This window comes from Pseudomonas sp. LFM046 (genome assembly GCF_000949385.2).
Lineage (GTDB): Bacteria > Pseudomonadota > Gammaproteobacteria > Pseudomonadales > Pseudomonadaceae > Metapseudomonas.
This window is the reverse complement of sequence record NZ_JYKO02000001.1, coordinates 3,707,299-3,723,297: the sequence shown is the minus strand read 5'-3', so window position 1 is coordinate 3,723,297 and position 15,999 is coordinate 3,707,299. Positions and strand designations below refer to the sequence as shown.

The window sequence follows — 15,999 nt, the reverse complement described above, 5'->3', positions numbered from 1 at the left end:
CCAACCGTGGCAGATCAAGTGCTTAAGCCGAGTTTTCGATGTGAAGTAGCAATTGCGGGGCGTGGCCTGCGTCACAGTGGGCGGCATCGACTTTTACTTCGTGCTTGTTATAGTTGCCGGGCTTCCCGAATGACCCGTTTTCTATGGCGCACGCCGAGGACCGACCCGTGCCTGACTACAAAGCCTTCCGCGTAGAGTTGGCAGACAAGATCGCCCATGTGCAGATCAATCGTCCCGAAAAGATCAATGCGATGAACGCCGATTTCTGGCGAGAGATCGTCGAAATCTTCCGCGAAATCGAGGACAACGACGAGGTGCGGGTGGTGGTGCTTTCGGGCGCCGGCAAGCATTTCTCCTCCGGCATCGACCTGATGATGCTGGCTTCGGTCGGTGCCCAGCTGGGGCCGGATGCCGGCCGCAACGCGCGCACCCTGCGGCGCAAGATTCTCGAACTGCAGGCATCCTTCAATGCCGTCGACAACTGCAGCAAGCCGGTGATCGCGGCCATCCAGGGTTACTGCCTGGGCGGCGCCATCGACCTGGTTTCCGCCTGCGACATGCGCTATTGCACCGTCGACGCGCAATTCTCCATCAAGGAAATCGACATCGGCATGGCCGCCGATGTTGGCACCTTGCAGCGCCTGCCGCGCATCATTGGCGACGGCATGATGCGCGAGCTGGCCTACACCGGCCGCACCATCGATGGCGAGGAAGCGCAGCGCCTGGGCCTGGTCAACCGCACCTACGCCGACCAGGACGCCCTGCTGGACGGCGTGTTCGGCATCGCCCACCAGATCGCCGCCAAGTCTCCCATCGCCGTGCGCGGCACCAAGGAAATGATCCGCTATATGCGCGACCACCGCGTTGACGACGGCCTCGAGTACGTGGCCACCTGGAATGCGGCGATGCTGCAGTCCACCGACCTGCGCGTGGCCATGGCGGCCCACATGAGCAAGCAGAAGCCAGAGTTCGCTGATTGATGCTGTACCGCACATTCGCGCGGGAGGCGCACTGAGGCATGGTTACTGGAGTCACTTCCCTGGGTTTGGTGCGCGACGAGCTGTTCGCCACCATGGAACAGGCCGAACACAGCCTCGAGCAGTTCATTGCCGAGCGCCAGAACGGCAGCCTGCTGCAACAGGCTGTGGAGGCCATGCATCAGGTGCGTGGCACCCTTACCCTGATCGAGCTGACCGGCGCCGAACTGCTGGCGCAGGAGCTGCTGGACCAGGCTACCGATATCCCGGCTGGCGCTGGCGAAGAGCGTGACGTCCAATTGGCGGCGCTGAGCAATGCACTGTATGTGCTGCGCCGCTACCTGGAAAACCTCGACCTGCATCGCCAGGAAATGCCCGAGCTGCTGCTGCCGGCCATCAACGACCTGCGCCAGGCGGGCGGTCAGCCGCCGTTGCCGGAGAGCTATTTCTTCAGCGTGCGCCTGGATCAGCCGCGTCAAGGCAAGGCCGCGACCCAGCTGCCGGAAGGCACCGACCCGAATGCCCTGGCCCGGCGTTTCCGCCAGGCCTACCAGCAGGGGCTTTTGGGCTTCCTGCGGGGACAGAAGGTTCCGAGCGCCCTGCGCACCATGGAACGTGCCCTGGGTGGACTGGAGCGGATATTCGCCGACGAGCCCCGTGGTCGTCTCTGCTGGATCGCCGCTGCCGCAACGGAATCGCAACGGGATGGCCAGTTGCTTGCGCGCAAGGCCCGCAAGCAGTTGTTCTCGCGTCTTGATCGTGAATTGAAACTGCTGCTGGCTAGCGGAACCTACGAGGCACCGCGCAGCCTGCTGAAGGAACTCCTCTACCTCGTGGCACTGGCCGACAGCCAGGGCCCGCGCGCAATCGAACTGCGCGAAGTCTTCGGCATGACCGCGCTGCCGTTCACCGACCAACTCCTGGAGCAGGAATACCAGCGCCTGTCCGGCCCGGGTCAGGCGGTGATGCGTTCGCTGTCCTCGGCCATCTTCGAAGAGCTGAACAGCGTCAAGGACGTGATCGACCTGATCGAGCGTGGGACCGCGCCGGCCGAGTCCTTCGCCACCCTGCACAGCCTGTTGGCCAAGCTCGCCAAGACCCTGGTCATGGTGGGGCTGAACTCTCCCGGCAACGCCCTCCAGGCCCAACTGCCCATGGTGGCTGCCTGGCGCGCGGAATCTCCGGTTGAATCCGGTGAATTGCTCAAGCTGGCTGACGCCGTGCTCTATGTGGAAAGCATGGTGGCCGGCCTGGACAGTGGCGAGCGTCGCGGATCGCGCCTGGAGGCCGAACCGGGTCGCGAGTCGGAATCCTTTGCCAATCATCAGTTGGCCGAGGCGCGCATCGTGGTGCTGGACGAGGCTCAGGCGGGGATCGCACTGGCCAAACGCGCCATAACGGCCTATCTGGAATCCAATGGCGAAAAGCCGCACCTGGCCAACGTGCCGGTCAGCCTGCAGGCTGTGCGGGGCGGTCTCTGGTTCCTGGGCCAGGAACGCGCGGCCGCCCTGGTGGGTGCCTGCGGCGACTACATCCAGCGGCAGATGCTGGAAACCTCGCTGATGCCGTCGGAGCAGATGCTGGAAACCCTGGCCGATGCCCTGACCAGTCTCGAGTACTACCTGGAAGGTGGTGCCGGTATGCGTCGCGGCTTCCAGTCCGACGTGCTCGACCTGGCGGCGAACAGCGTGCGGGCCCTGGGCCTGCCGGTGGCGGCCTGAGATGGCCGGCGAGCGCTGGCAGTCGGGCCTGCTGGACACCTCCCTGCCCGGAGGCTGGGCCGTTGCCCACTGTCGTCAGCAGTTCCTGACCGACAGCAATGGCGTGCTCTTCCCACGGGAGTGGCTGAAGCGGCAGGAGCTGCCTGTGCTCGCCGAGCACGGCATCGGCCACTTCGATGGCGACCCCATCTACCTGCTGGAGCTGGCGCACCCGGCGGAAGTGGCGGGCTGCTTCTGGCAGGGCCTGCGGCAGGTGATGCTGCAGGGCGATGCCGACCTCTTCCGGATGCTCGGCTTCGCCAGCCAGATTGGTACCTGGGCCGACCAGCACCGTTTCTGCGGCAGCTGCGGCCTGCGCATGGAATCGGTGCCCGGTGAGCGCGCGATGCGCTGCCCGAGCTGCGAAGTCCACTACTACCCACGGCTTTCGCCGAGCATGATCGTGCTGGTCACCCGGGGCGATGAACTGCTGCTGGCGCGCTCGCCGCGTTTCGTCAGTGGTGTCTACAGCACCCTGGCGGGCTTCGTCGAGCCGGGCGAGTCAGTGGAAGATTGCGTAGCCCGCGAGGTGCGGGAAGAGGTCGGGGTGGAGATTGGCAATGTCCAGTACATCGCCAGCCAGAACTGGCCGTTCCCCCATTCGCTGATGCTCGGCTTCCATGCCGAGTACCGCAGCGGTGAAATCGTGCCGCAGCCGGGCGAGATCGAGGACGCTCGCTGGTTCTCCCTCGATGCGCTGCCGCCACTGCCGGCGCAGCGCTCGATCGCGCGTTACCTCATCGACCTCTACGTGGCGCGGCGTCGCGGCTTAGCCGATCCAGTGCTGCCACACTAGGCGCGCGGTCAGCGCCAACACCACCATGATGAAGACCGGGCGGATGAATTTGGCACCGCCCTGGATGGCCGTGCGTGCGCCGAGGAATGCGCCGGCCATCAGCGCAAGCCCCATGCTGATACCCAGTGCCCAGGCCACCTGGCCAGCGGCGATGAAGACCGCCAGGGCCATGGCATTGCTGACGAAGTTCATGCTGCGGGCGACGCCGCTGGCGCGCACCAGGTCCAGGGGATAGAGCAGCAGGCTGCTGACGGTCCAGAACGCGCCTGTGCCAGGGCCGGCAACGCCGTCATAGAAGCCGAGGCCAAGGCCTTGGGGCCACTGACGGCCACGGGAGATGGGGGCGTCATGGCTATGCTCTGCATCCGGCGTCTTGCCGAACAGCAGGTAGAGGCCGCAACCGAATACCACCACCGGCAGCATCTGGTTCAGCCAGGCGGCGGGTAGCCAGTGGGCGATCACCGCGCCCAGGGCCGCGCCGATGGCTGTTGCGATGAGCGCGTTGCGCCACTTTCGCGGCTCGAACAGCTTGCGCCGGTAGAAGGTGTAGCTGGCAGTCGCCGAACCGAAGGTGGCGCAGAGCTTGTTGGTGCCCAGCACCAGATGCGGCGGCAGGCCGGCGGTGAGCAGGGCGGGTATGGTCAGCAGGCCACCGCCGCCAGCGATGGCATCGATGAAACCGGCAAGGAAGGCAACAGCAGCGAGAATCGCCAGGGTGGCGGGATCGACCGCCAGCTCGAAAGGAAAGGGCATGGAAAACGAGGTCCGTGTCTACAACTGCCGCGTGGCTTGTGGCTGCGGCTAGGGGAGTTGCGCATAATGCCGCCATTTTCACGCATAAGGAATGGGTTCCATGCAGTATGACGGCCTGGCCTGGGCAATCGCCCTGTTGGCATTGCTGGTCGCGGTGGTGGCGGGACGCATCCTCTTCGACCGCGGTTGGTTCCTGGGCTGGCTTCGCGGCACCTGCGGCCTGGCGTTCCTCGCCCTGGCGGTGGTGGTGGCGCTGGTGGCCAGGGACCTCTGGAGCTACGACGCGCTGCCGGAGGACAAGCCGGTCGTTACCCTGAGCTTCAAGTCCCTGGGGCCGCAGAGTTACCAGGTCACCCTGCTGGAAGGCGCAAACGAGCGCGAGGTGTTGCTGGATGGCGACCTCTGGCAGCTGGATGCGCGCCTGTTCAAATGGAGGGGCCTCGGTCAGTTGCTCGGTCTGCAGCCGGGCTATCGCCTGGAACGTCTCTCGGGCCGCTTCCTGGCCATCGAGCAGCAGGCGTTGGCGCAGCACCCGCGTGCACAGCTGGCGACGAGCCCCTACGGCGTGGATTTCTGGCGCTGGCTGCGGCTGGCCCAGCGCGACTTCTTCCTCTTCATCCCGGAAGCCCAGCGGGTTACCTACCTGCCCATGGCCGACGGCGCGGTCTACTCCGTGAGCCTGTCGCCGACCGGTCTGCTGGCCGAACCCCTGAACCAGTTGGCCAAGGACGCGCTGAAGGATTGGCGCTGATACCAGCCCGATATTTCGTAGGTTGGCGCCGAACTCGCGAGGCCCAGCATGGCCCAGCACGAGTCGGCCCGTTGGGCTTCGTGCCTCAGCCCAACCTACGGGGTGGGGAAATGAAAAAGGGAGCCCAGGGGCTCCCTTTTTCATGGGGCGGCTGTCCTCAGGAGAGGAAGCCACCATCCACGTTCAGCGAAACGCCGGTGGTGTAGCTGGAGGCGTCGCTGGCGAGGTAGAGGACGGCGCCCGCCATCTCGCTCGGGTCGGCAACGCGCTTCAGCGGGATGCGCTGCAGGGCGACGTTGCGGATAGCGTCGTTCTTCACCAGGGCGGAGGCGAACTTGGTGTCGGTCAGACCCGGCAGCAGGGCGTTGCAGCGGATGCCGAACTGGGCGCATTCCTTGGCGAACACCTTGGTCATGCTGATCACGGCAGCCTTGGTCACCGAGTAGATGCCCTGGAATTCGCCCGGGGAAACGCCGTTGATGGAGGCGACGTTGATGATGCTGCCGCCACCGTTCTGCTTCATCAGCTTGCCGCCTTCGATGGACATGAAGTAGTAGCCGCGAATGTTCACGTCCACGGTCTTCTGGAAGGCCGAGAGGTCGGTGTCCAGCACGTTGCAGAACTGCGGGTTGGTGGCAGCGTTGTTGACCAGGATGTCCAGGCGGCCGAACTTCTCGCGGATCTCGGCGAACACGCTCTGGATCTGCTCCATTTCGCCGATGTGGCAGGCGATGGCAGTGGCCTTGCCGCCTTCAGCGATGATGGCGTCGGCCACGGCCTGGCAGCCTTCGATCTTGCGGCTGGAAACGATCACGTGGGCGCCTTGCTGGGCCAGCAGCTTGGCGATGGCTTCACCGATGCCGCGGCTGGCGCCGGATACGAAGGCGATCTTGCCGTCGAGGTCGAACAGTGTGGTCTTGGACATGGGATTCCCCTTGTTGTGATCCGGTTTACAGCCGTGATTGGTTGATGACCTGCAGGCTCATCTGCTCCAGCAGCTTGTTCATGTGAATGAACTGGGCGAAGCGCTTGTCCTGGGTCTGGCCATGGAAGTAGCGGTAGTAGATCTGCTGCACGATGCCGGCCAGGCGGAACAGGCCGTAGGTGTAGTAGAAATCGAGGTTGTCGATCGGCGGCAGGCCGGCGCGTTCGGCGTAGTAGTCGGCGAACGCCTGGCGGGTCAGCATGCCCGGCAGGTGGCTCGGCTGGCGGCGCATCAGCTGCACTGGCGCGGGGTCCTTGGCTTCGATCCAGTAGGCGAGGGTGTTGCCCAGGTCCATCAGCGGGTCACCGATGGTGGTCAGCTCCCAGTCCAGCACGCCGATGATCTTCATCGAGTTGGCGGGGTCGAGGATGACGTTGTCGAAGCGGTAGTCGTTGTGAACGATTCCCGGCTTGACGTGGTCGGCCGGCATCTTGTCCTTCAGCCAGGCCTTGACCGGTTCCCAGGTCGGTGCGTCCGGGGTCAGGGCCTTCTCGTAGCGGTCGCTCCAGCCGGCGATCTGGCGCTGGACGTAGCCTTCCGGTTTGCCCAGGTCACCCAGACCACAGGCCTTGTAGTCAACGTTGTGCAGCTCCACCAGCTTGTCGATGAAGCTCAGGCACAGATCGCGGGCCTGGCCTTCGTCGAGCTGCATGTCGGCCGGCAGGTCGGCGCGCAGGATCACGCCCTTGACCCGCTCCATTACGTAGAACTCGGCGCCGATCACCGACTCGTCCGTGCAGTGCACGTACGCTTTCGGGCAATAGGGGAAGCCGGCGTTGAGCTGGTTGAGGATGCGGAATTCGCGGCCCATGTCGTGGGCGGATTTGGCCTTGTGGCCAAAGGGCGGACGACGCAGCACGAACTCCTGGCAGGGGTATTCCAGCAGGTAGGTCAGGTTCGACGCGCCGCCGGGGAACTGGCTGATGCTCGGAGTACCCGTGAGGCCGGGGATGTTGGCCTTGAGGTACGCGTCGATGACTGCGGCGTCGAGCTCTTCGCCTTCGCGGATGCGGGTGGATTGATCAGTAAGCGACATGCTTATCCCTTCTGTTTATGATGGGTGCCCGAGACTATTCGCTAATCTAATGCCGCCCGGGGGGCGTCACAAGCCGAACGAGCCGTTATAGACAAAGGTGTTGCAGCACAATCAAGCTGCCTGATTCGCCCGCACCGCCTGACTCGGGCGAAAAAAAACCGGAGCCCTGGGACTCCGGTTTCTTGTTCATGCGTCTAGCGGAGAAGCTTAGACCGGGAACAGTTCGCCGAGCTTCATCGCCAGCATCATGTCGCCTTCGGCGCGCAGCTTGCCGGCCATGAAAGCCTGCATGCCGTCGGTTTCGCCGGTCATGATGCCCACCAGAGTGGCGCTGTCCATGATCAGGGTGACGTTCGGGTTGGCGGAGTCGCCCTGCTGCACGTCGCAGGTACCGTCCTTCACCACCAGGTAGTGGTTGTCACCGTCTTCGATGTTGAACTGGAATACCAGGTCCAGGCCAGCGGCGGCACCGGCGTTGAACTTGGACTGCATGGTTTTGACGATGTCAGCAACGTTGGTCATGGTGTTTTCCTTTTTCTAGGGTTTTTCTCGCGGCCTGTCCGGCCGCAGTGGGCCGGGCTCAGCGATAGGTGATGAGCTCCGGCGCCCTCAACAGTTCCAGATGCACATGACTGTTGAAGGAAGCCAGGGTCACCTCGTTGCCGCGGAACTTCAGGCGGTTCAGCGAGGTGTTGACGATCTGCCAGTTGAGGCCGAAGGCGCTATCGGCCGGGATGCCGGTCACCAGATGGAGCAGGGCGGTGATGGTGCCGCCGGAGGTGAACACGGCGATGTTTTGCTTGCTGTCTGCCTGGGCCAGGATGCGCTCCAGGCCGCCGCGTACCTGTTCCACGAACGCCTTCCAGCTTTGCAGGTCAGGCTTGTCGTGTTCTCCCGATACCCAGCGAAGCACCAGCTTGGAGAACAGCCGCTGGAACTCGGCGCGGTTGTTCGCGCCATTGCGCAGCACCTGCAGGGCTTCGGGTTCTTCCGGGAGCAGCTCGGGGAGCAGGGCGCGGATCACCGCGTCGGCGTCGAACTCGTTGAAGGCCGGGTCGATCTCGACTGCGGGGACGCTGAGGCCGGCGGCGGCGAACTGAGCGAGGGCGGCCTGGGCGGTGTGATGCTGCCGGCGCAGGTCACCGCTGTAGCAGCGATCCAGGCGCAGGCCCAGTTGGGCCAGATGGGCGCCGAGCACTTCGGCCTGGCGGATGCCGACGGGTGACAGCACATCGTAATCATCGGCGCCGAAGGATGCCTGGCCATGTCGAATCAGGTAGATGCTGCCCACGTTCTGGCGTCCCGCGAGGTTGAAAGTTCCGCGAGGTTATGGGGAAGCCGGGGGGCTGTCAACGAAAAAACATACGCTTGTTTGAATCCATTCTCGCCGCTTATGGAGCGCTGTTTCGGCCGCTGGCGAGGCCGTTATGGCGCCGTTATGCTTGCTCGTCATTCGCGCCGCCGGAAGGTTGGCGTCAGTAGGGAAAACGAGAGGTATTCACGTGGAATTTTTTGCCGATTACGCAGGTTTCCTGGCCAGGACCGTAACCCTGGTCGTGGCCATTCTGTTGGTGCTGGCGGCCATCGCCGCGCTGCGTGGTCGTAACCGCCGCGTCGCAAGCGGCCACCTGGATGTGCGCAAGCTCAATGACTTCTACAAGGGCCTGCGCGAGCGCCTGGAGCATTCGGTGCTGGACAAGGCGCACCTGAAGGCGATGAAGAAGGCCGAGGCCAAGGCGGACAAGAAGGCGAAGAAGGCCGCCAAGCAGAAGCCGCGTGTCTTCGTGCTGGATTTCGATGGCGATATCAAGGCTTCGGCCACCGATCACTTGCGTCATGAAGTGACGGCGCTGCTGTCCATGGCGACGGACAAGGACGAGGTGGTGGTGCGCCTGGAAAGTGGCGGCGGCATGGTCCACAGCTATGGTCTGGCTTCGTCGCAGCTGGCGCGCATTCGCGATGCCGGCGTACCGCTTACCGTCTGCGTGGACAAGGTGGCGGCCAGCGGCGGCTACATGATGGCTTGCATCGGCCAGAAGATTCTCGCCGCGCCGTTTTCCATCATCGGGTCCATTGGCGTGGTGGCGCAGCTGCCCAACGTGCACCGGCTCCTGAAAAAGCACGATATCGACTTCGAAGTGCTCACCGCTGGCGAGTACAAGCGCACGCTCACTGTTTTCGGTGAGAACACGGAGAAGGGCCGGCAGAAATTCCAGGAAGACCTGGAAACCACTCATGAGCTCTTCAAGGGGTTTGTCGGCCGCTATCGTCCGCAGCTGAACATGCCGGAGATCGCGACCGGTGAGGTCTGGCTGGGTATGGCCGCGCTGGAGAAGCAGTTGGTGGATGAGTTGCGCACCAGCGACGAATACCTGGCCGAGCGGGCCAAGGACGCCGACCTGTTCCACCTGCACTACGCCGCTCGCAAGACGTTGCAGGAGCGCGTTGGCCTTGCCGCCAGCGTCGCGATCGATCGGGTGCTGCTGAGCTGGTGGGAGAGGTTGAGCCAGCAGCGCTTCTGGCAGTGAGGCATCGATGCGAGGCCCGGTAGAACCGGGCCTCGCCATTTTCAGGCCTTGCTCAGGCATAGCCAATGACTAAGGCTCTAGTCGATGGGTGCAGAAACAAAAAGCCCCGCAGGTGCGGGGCTTTTTGTTAGTGCGACGCTCAGGCCGAGCGACGACGGAACAGCGGCAGGGGCTGGTCCGCGGAGGCCTGGTAGACCTCGGAGAAGTCCTCGAACGCCTTGAGGGCGTCGTAGGGGTCCTTGTCCGCACGCAGGGCGAAGGCGTCGAAGCCGCAGCGGCGCAGAGCGAACAGCTGGTCGCGGAGCACGTCGCCGATGGCGCGCACTTCACCCTTGTAGCCATAGCGCTGGCGCAGCAGGTAGGCGGTAGACGAGTGGCGGCCGTCGGTGAAGGCCGGGAAGTTCAGCGCGATGACCTGGAAATGCTCCAGGTCGCCCGCGATTTCCTCGATCTCCTCGCCGGCATCCAGCCAGACACCCAGGCCGCCATCACGGGCCTTGAGCGCATGGCCGTGGTCGCACCACAGCGCCAGCGGCACGATGATGTCGTCGCTGTTGGGGATGCCGTCCAGGGTCGCGTCCTTGGCCAGCAGGTGCCAGGTTTCGTCGAGTACCTGGTCGTTCTTAATGATTCGCTGCATATACGCGCTCCTTGAACGGATCGATACCGATACGGCGGAAGGTGTCGAGGAATTGCTCGTCCTCGGTGCGCTGTTCCACATAGACGTTGATGATCTTCTCGATCACGTCGGCCATTTCATCCTGGGCGAAGGACGGGCCGAGGATCTGTGCCAGGCTGGCGTCACGACCGGCGCTGCCGCCAAGGGACACCTGGTAGAACTCCTGGCCTTTCTTGTCCACGCCGAGGATGCCGATATGGCCCACGTGGTGGTGGCCGCAGGCGTTCATGCAGCCGGAGATGTTCAGGTCCAGATCGCCGATGTCGAACAGGTAGTCCAGGTCGTCGAAACGGCGCTGGATGGCTTCGGCAACCGGGATCGACTTGGCGTTGGCCAGGGAGCAGAAGTCGCCGCCCGGGCAGCAGATGATATCGGTCAGCAGACCCACGTTCGGCGTGGCGAAGCCCAGTTCGCGCAGTTCGCCCCAGAGGGTGAAGAGCTGCGACTGCTCGACGTCGGCCAGGATGATGTTCTGGTTATGGCTGTTACGCACTTCGCCGAAGCTGTAGCGATCGGCCAGATTGGCGATGGCGTCCAGTTGCTTGTCCGTGACGTCGCCCGGGGCGGTGCCGGTGGGCTTGAGCGACAGGGTCACAGCGGCATAGCCCGGCTTCTTGTGGGCGATGACGTTGCGGGTGCGCCAGCGGGCGAAGCCGGGATGCTCGGCGTCCAGGGCGGCGAGGGCGGCGTCCTGGTCTTCCAGGGCCCTGTAGGCCGGGTCGACGAAGTGCTTGGCGACGCGCTCGACTTCAGCTTCGGTCAGCGTGGTCGGGCCGTCCTTCAGGTGGGCCCACTCGGCGTCGACGCGCTCGGCGAAGACTTCGGGCGTGAGCGCCTTCACCAGAATCTTGATGCGCGCCTTGTATTTGTTATCGCGACGGCCATAGCGGTTGTACACGCGCAGGATGGCGTCGAGGTAGCTGATCAGGTGCTGCCAGGGCAGGAACTCGTTGATGAAGCTGCCCACCACCGGGGTACGGCCCAGGCCACCGCCCACGGAAACGCGGAAGCCCAGCTCGCCAGCGGCGTTCTTCACCGCTTCCAGGCCGATGTCGTGGACTTCGATCGCAGCGCGGTCGCTCACGGCACCGTTCACGGCAATCTTGAACTTGCGCGGCAGGTGGGAGAATTCCGGGTGGAAGGTGGACCACTGGCGGATGATTTCGCACCACGGACGCGGGTCGACGATCTCGTCGCGGGCGACGCCGGCGAATTGGTCGGTGGTGGTGTTGCGGATGCAGTTGCCGCTGGTCTGGATCGCGTGCATCTGCACGGTGGCCAGCTCGGCGAGGATCTCCGGCACGTCTTCCAGCTCCGGCCAGTTGAACTGGACGTTCTGCCGGGTGCTGATGTGGGCGTAGCCCTTGTCGTAGTCGCGAGCGATCTGCGCCAGCTTGCGTACCTGGCCGGAAGAGAGCAGACCATAGGGCACGGCGACGCGCAGCATGGGCGCGTAGCGCTGGATGTACAGGCCGTTCTGCAGGCGCAGCGGGCGGAATTCCTCCCCCGAAAGCTCGCCTTCCAGATAGCGGCGGGTCTGATCGCGGAACTGCTTGACGCGGTCCTCGACGATCCGTTGATCGTACTCGTCGTATACGTACATGAAATGTCCTGTTGTCAGGCTGCTTTACAGCTTCTCTGCGCGCACGGCCGCGCACTCCCCGCGGAGCCGGAGGAAGATACCAGTTCGGGGATATGCGCAAAAGTGATGTTTGAGCATATGTAAAGAACCATAAGTTATTGAAAGGCGAGGGTGCATAACCCGTCGCCTTGAGGCCTTGCGGGGGCTGGTCTTTACTCGAAGTGCAAGCCGCCTATAACCACAACAACGGGGGACGCCATGACCGAACATTCCGAAGGCTCCAGCAGCGACAGCAAGGTCGACGCCTGGGCCATCTTCTTCCTGATCCTGATCGCCGTTTCCACTGCGGTTTTCTGGGTCAGCCACCAATAAACCCTGCAGGGCCGGCCGCTGCTCCCGGCCGGCCTTGCTGTATCCGGTCACCCTGTGCAAGCGGGTATACTGCGCCGCTGTTTTTTCCCGGGTGATGGAATGAAAGGACTGGGCGCTTCCCTGCTGTTTTGCCTCTGTCTGGGGCTCAGCCAGACGCTGAGTGCCGCCTCAGTCGTGTTCCTCAACCCGGGCCGGACCAACGAACCGTTCTGGGTCAGCTACGCACAGTTCATGCAGGCCGCCGCGAACGATCTGGGCATGGACCTGGAGATCCGCTTCGCCGAGCGGAACATCGACCTCATGCTCGATCAGGCCCGCGACGTGCTGCAGGGCGAGCATCGCCCCGACTACCTGGTATTCGTCAACGAGCAGTACGCCGGCCCGGAAATCCTGCGCCTGTCCCGAGGCAGCGGGGTCAAGCTGTTCGCCGTCAACAGCACCCTGACGCCGGATCAGCAGGCGCTTCTGGGCGGCACCCGGGAGCATTTCCCTGACTGGATCGGCAGCATGGTGCCCAACGACGAAGAAGCCGGGTACTTGATGGCGCGCACACTGCTGGAAAGGCAGCAGCGCGCCGCACCCGGACGGCCCTTCGACATGCTGGCGTTCTCCGGGGTCAAGCAGACCCCCGCCGCCCAACACCGAGAGCGGGGCTTGATGCGTGCCCTCGCCGAGTACCCCCACGCCCGCCTGCGGCAGCTGGTCTACAGCGAATGGAACCGTGAGCGCGCCTACGTGCAGGGGCAGCAGTTATTCCAGCGCTATCCGGACGTGAAGGTGGTGTGGTGCGCCAACGACGAGATGGCTTTCGGCGCGATGCGCGCGGCCTCGGAGCTGGGCCGCAAACCGGGGAAGGAGGTGCGCTTCTCCGCCCTGAACAATTCCCCGGAGACGCTGAACGCCTACCTGGACGGGAAGATCAGCGCCCTGGTCAGCGGGCACTTCACCCTCGGTGGCTGGGCCATGGTGTTGCTCCATGACTACAACGCCGGCGTCGACTTCGCCAAGCATGGCGGCAAGGACCGGGAAGTACGCTTGTTCATGGCCCTGGACCGGAACAAGACGGCCCGTCTCCTGCGGCACATCGAACAGCAGGGCTATGACCTGGATTTCCGCGCCTACAGTCTGGTGGGCAAGAACGGCGCGGGGGATTACCACTTCTCCCTGGAGCCGCTGATCGATTGAGGCTCACACGCCGGCGAAATGCAGTACCAGCCGCACCAGACCATAGAGCATCACCACGAATACAGCGGTGAAAAGCACGCCGAGCAGGATGAAGTGGCTGGGCTTGCCGCGGCTGAAGTCGCGTGAGCGGTTCTTTCCGCTCTGCACGCCGAATGCGGCGGCCAGTACGCTTTGCAGCATCTCGCTGAAGCTGAGCGGGCGATCGTCTTTCTTGTCGTCCATGGGACACCTCCTGGCCTGAGCTTAGCTCGCTGGCTGAAAAGTGCTTTCCGCTGGATCAGGAGGCTGGACGGTGCAGGCGGCGTGTATTGACCAGGTCCACCGCGCGGGCACGCAGCTGACCGCAGCCCCCCTCGACATCCTGACCGGCGGAGTTGCGCACCTTGGTGAGGATGCCACGGCTGTGCAGGTAGCGAACCATCTGCACGATCCGATCGCCCTCGGGGCGCTGGTACTCGTCGTCTTCCAGGCTGTTGTAGGGGATCAGGTTCATCACCGCGTACTTGCCCTTGAGCAGGCGCAGGATGCCGTCCATTTCCTCCTGGCTGTCGTTGATGCCGCGCAGGAGGGTCCACTGGTACTGGATGGGGTAGCCGATGGTGCGGGCGTAGCGTTCGCCCAGCTCAACCAGCTCGTCCGGCGCGATGCGGGGTGCCTTGGGCAGCAGGCGTTCCCGCAGATCAGCACGGGTGGTGTGGAGGGACAGCGCCAGGGCCGGTCTGACCCGTTCCAGGGGCAGTCGCTCGAAGACGCGCAAATCGCCCACGGTGGAGAACACAAGGTTCTTGTGCCCGATGCCGCCGTCGGTGCCCAGCAGGTCAATGGCTTCCAGCACGTTGTCGAGGTTGTGCGCCGGTTCGCCCATGCCCATGAACACCACCTTCTTCACCGGCCGGTAGCGGCGAGCGAGGGCGACCTGGGCGACGATCTCGGCACTGCCCACCTGGCGCAGCAGGCCGCTCTTGCCGGTCATGCAGAACACGCAGCCCACGGCGCAGCCGACCTGGGTGGACACGCAGAGGCCGTCGCGTGGGAGCAGCACGCTTTCCACCATCTGGCCGTCGCCCAGCTCCACCAGCAGGCGGGACGAGCCGTCGGCCCCCGGATGTTCGGAACGCAGGCGCACCAGGCCGTCCAATTCGTCGGCCAGGGTCGGCAAGCCATCGCGAACGCTCAGAGGCAGGAAATGCTCAGTGTGCTGGCGGCGTGTGCCGGCGTTCAGGGGCTTGCCCTGCAGCCAGGCGCGCACCACTCGGCCGCTGTGGACGGGAAGGGCGCCGAGGTCGGCGAGGCGTTGATGGATTTCGGGGATACGCATGGGGCGCGCATCCTACCACTGTCCCCACAGTGGCGGCAGATCCATCACCGCCCGGCCGACCAGCCGGGCGGGGGCCTCAGGGCGCCTCGACCTTGATGGCGAGGGCAGAGGTCAGTCGGATGACCACTTCCTTGTTCAGGTAGGACTTCTTGAGTTCCACATCCGGGCGCACCGCGACCGTCCTGCGGCTGCCATCGGCGAACTCCAGGGTGGCGGTGTGCTTGGTGGTGTCGATGGCCTTGACCAGGGCGGTGATCTCAACGGCCTCCGCCACCAACATGCCCGGCTTGGCGCCCTCGGGCGCGGCGGCGACCATGCCGGCGGCGCCATCGGCGGTCTCTTCGCCCGGTTCGCGCAACTGCACCACGCGCTCCTGGGTCACGATGGCCTTGACCCGGTCTCCCACCTTCAACTGCGGAAAGTTGCGCATCTCCGGTACGGCGTTGAAGGTCTGGCGATTGCCGTGTTCATCCTCGAGGGTGAAGGTCCGCTTGGTCTGATCGACGGCGCGGACCACGGCCGAGATCTCTTCCGTTTCGGAAACCACACCGCCAGGGTTGCCTTGGGAGTAGACCTCGGCGGTACTGGAGGTGCTGGTCAGGCCGTCGTTTTCGGCCTGGGTGGTGCAGGCGCTGGTCATGGCAATGCCAAGAAATAGCAGGCAGGCGATGTTCGTCTTATGCATAGGGTATCTACCTTGATGGATGCGGGATGAGTCCTTTGAGGGCTCTGCGCTGTGGCTCTTGCGCCGGATCAGCCCCTTCAGCTTAGGCGAACTTCGCCTTATTGCCGCCCTTGTCTCCGGGATTCGGGAGGCGTGTTGCGTCGTGCCGGTGAGCGGCCGTGGGTGCCCTCGTGCTATTGTGTCGCGTCGTTTTACCGAGTGTCCGGGAGCATTGAATGAAGTTCATCCATCAACGTGAGCACCTCAACGAAGGGGATCTGGTCGTCATCCAGTGCTCGCAGACCTGCAATATCCGTCTGATGAACGATGCGAACTTCCGCAGCTTCAAGAACGGCGGGCGCCACACCTACCATGGCGGCGCCTTTGACCGCTTCCCGGCGAAGATCGTGGTGCCCAGCACCGGTTTCTGGAACGTGACCCTGGATACGGTCACCCGTCGCGCCATCAGTGTTACGCGCAAGCCCAACTTCGAGTGGTCGATCAAGTTCGTGAAGCGCACGAAGGAGTGAGCTCCGCGCCATGAAAAAAGCCCCGCAATCGCGGGGCTTTTTTATTTCTTGGCGATGACTTTCTGTGGGGGCGAATTCATTCG

Annotated in this window: 17 protein-coding genes; 7 read left to right on the top strand and 10 right to left on the bottom strand. The window is 64.0% G+C overall.

All coding sequences use genetic code 11. The features are described 5' to 3' along the window. Positions 1 to 167: 167 nt before the first annotated feature. Genes TQ98_RS17155 through nudC form a run of 3 tightly spaced genes read left to right on the top strand, consistent with a single transcriptional unit; the run spans position 168 to position 3,533 of the window. Positions 168 to 980, top strand: a complete 813-nt coding sequence (locus TQ98_RS17155; RefSeq protein ID WP_044874727.1) for a crotonase/enoyl-CoA hydratase family protein — start codon at positions 168 to 170, stop codon at positions 978 to 980. Between the two features lie 38 nt (positions 981 to 1,018). Beyond that, positions 1,019 to 2,698 carry a hypothetical protein gene (locus TQ98_RS17150; RefSeq protein ID WP_044874586.1) on the top strand — a complete coding sequence of 560 codons (1,680 nt, stop codon included), beginning with the start codon at positions 1,019 to 1,021 and terminating at the stop codon, positions 2,696 to 2,698. Between the two features lies 1 nt (position 2,699). Continuing rightward, positions 2,700 to 3,533, top strand: a complete 834-nt coding sequence (gene nudC / locus TQ98_RS17145; protein WP_044874587.1) for an NAD(+) diphosphatase — start codon at positions 2,700 to 2,702, stop codon at positions 3,531 to 3,533. On the opposite strand, the gene TQ98_RS17140 is transcribed toward nudC, so the two are convergent. Then, positions 3,507 to 4,286, bottom strand: a complete 780-nt coding sequence (locus TQ98_RS17140; RefSeq protein ID WP_044874588.1) for a TSUP family transporter — start codon at positions 4,284 to 4,286, stop codon at positions 3,507 to 3,509. The genes nudC and TQ98_RS17140 overlap by 27 nt on opposite strands. Before the next feature lie 100 nt (positions 4,287 to 4,386). Between TQ98_RS17140 and TQ98_RS17135 the strand changes: the two genes are divergently transcribed. Next, positions 4,387 to 5,037 carry a hypothetical protein gene (locus TQ98_RS17135; RefSeq protein WP_044874589.1) on the top strand — a complete coding sequence of 217 codons (651 nt, stop codon included), beginning with the start codon at positions 4,387 to 4,389 and terminating at the stop codon, positions 5,035 to 5,037. Between the two features lie 157 nt (positions 5,038 to 5,194). On the opposite strand, the gene TQ98_RS17130 is transcribed toward TQ98_RS17135, so the two are convergent. From TQ98_RS17130 to TQ98_RS17115, 4 genes are all read right to left on the bottom strand, one after another. Further along, positions 5,195 to 5,962: an SDR family oxidoreductase gene (locus tag TQ98_RS17130; protein ID WP_044874590.1), complete on the bottom strand. Its 768-nt coding sequence runs from the start codon at positions 5,960 to 5,962 to the stop codon at positions 5,195 to 5,197. Positions 5,963 to 5,987: 25 nt separating this feature from the next. Next, positions 5,988 to 7,058, bottom strand: a complete 1,071-nt coding sequence (locus TQ98_RS17125) for a phosphotransferase family protein (protein ID WP_044874591.1) — start codon at positions 7,056 to 7,058, stop codon at positions 5,988 to 5,990. 207 nt (positions 7,059 to 7,265) lie between these two features. After that, entirely contained in the window at positions 7,266 to 7,580 is a 315-nt protein-coding gene (locus tag TQ98_RS17120; protein ID WP_044874592.1) for an SCP2 sterol-binding domain-containing protein, read from the bottom strand. 58 nt (positions 7,581 to 7,638) lie between these two features. Continuing rightward, complete coding sequence (locus TQ98_RS17115; RefSeq protein ID WP_044874728.1) at positions 7,639 to 8,349, bottom strand: histidine phosphatase family protein; 711 nt, start codon at positions 8,347 to 8,349, stop codon at positions 7,639 to 7,641. 211 nt (positions 8,350 to 8,560) lie between these two features. Between TQ98_RS17115 and sohB the strand changes: the two genes are divergently transcribed. Beyond that, positions 8,561 to 9,586 carry a protease SohB gene (gene sohB / locus TQ98_RS17110; RefSeq protein ID WP_044874593.1) on the top strand — a complete coding sequence of 342 codons (1,026 nt, stop codon included), beginning with the start codon at positions 8,561 to 8,563 and terminating at the stop codon, positions 9,584 to 9,586. A gap of 139 nt (positions 9,587 to 9,725) precedes the next feature. On the opposite strand, the gene TQ98_RS17105 is transcribed toward sohB, so the two are convergent. Together TQ98_RS17105 and TQ98_RS17100 are read right to left on the bottom strand one after the other, a co-directional pair. Beyond that, on the bottom strand, positions 9,726 to 10,226 hold the full coding sequence (locus TQ98_RS17105; protein WP_044874594.1) for a DUF934 domain-containing protein: 501 nt from the start codon (positions 10,224 to 10,226) through the stop codon (positions 9,726 to 9,728). Beyond that, positions 10,210 to 11,868 carry a nitrite/sulfite reductase gene (locus TQ98_RS17100; protein ID WP_044874595.1) on the bottom strand — a complete coding sequence of 553 codons (1,659 nt, stop codon included), beginning with the start codon at positions 11,866 to 11,868 and terminating at the stop codon, positions 10,210 to 10,212. Before TQ98_RS17100 ends, TQ98_RS17105 begins: the two co-directional genes overlap by 17 nt. A gap of 450 nt (positions 11,869 to 12,318) precedes the next feature. On the opposite strand from TQ98_RS17100, the gene TQ98_RS17095 reads away from it, so the two are divergent. Then, a complete protein-coding gene (locus TQ98_RS17095) occupies positions 12,319 to 13,404 on the top strand; it encodes an ABC transporter substrate-binding protein (protein WP_052659240.1) in 1,086 nt (361 codons plus the stop codon). A 3-nt stretch (positions 13,405 to 13,407) separates the two neighbouring features. On the opposite strand, the gene TQ98_RS17090 is transcribed toward TQ98_RS17095, so the two are convergent. The 3 genes from TQ98_RS17090 to TQ98_RS17080 form a co-directional block, all read right to left on the bottom strand. Beyond that, the gene (locus TQ98_RS17090; protein ID WP_044874596.1) at positions 13,408 to 13,626 is read right to left on the bottom strand and encodes a DUF2970 domain-containing protein; all 219 of its coding nucleotides are present in this window, start codon (positions 13,624 to 13,626) and stop codon (positions 13,408 to 13,410) included. Positions 13,627 to 13,681: 55 nt separating this feature from the next. Beyond that, the gene (locus tag TQ98_RS17085; RefSeq protein WP_044874597.1) at positions 13,682 to 14,722 is read right to left on the bottom strand and encodes an RNA methyltransferase; all 1,041 of its coding nucleotides are present in this window, start codon (positions 14,720 to 14,722) and stop codon (positions 13,682 to 13,684) included. 76 nt (positions 14,723 to 14,798) lie between these two features. Continuing rightward, positions 14,799 to 15,407 (bottom strand): hypothetical protein, encoded by a 609-nt coding sequence (locus TQ98_RS17080; RefSeq protein WP_044874598.1) that lies wholly within the window; start codon positions 15,405 to 15,407, stop codon positions 14,799 to 14,801. 215 nt (positions 15,408 to 15,622) lie between these two features. Here TQ98_RS17080 and TQ98_RS17075 point away from each other — a divergent pair, with 215 nt between their 5' ends. Continuing rightward, positions 15,623 to 15,916, top strand: a complete 294-nt coding sequence (locus TQ98_RS17075) for a DUF1883 domain-containing protein (protein WP_044874599.1) — start codon at positions 15,623 to 15,625, stop codon at positions 15,914 to 15,916. The last annotated feature ends 83 nt before the right edge of the window (positions 15,917 to 15,999 follow it).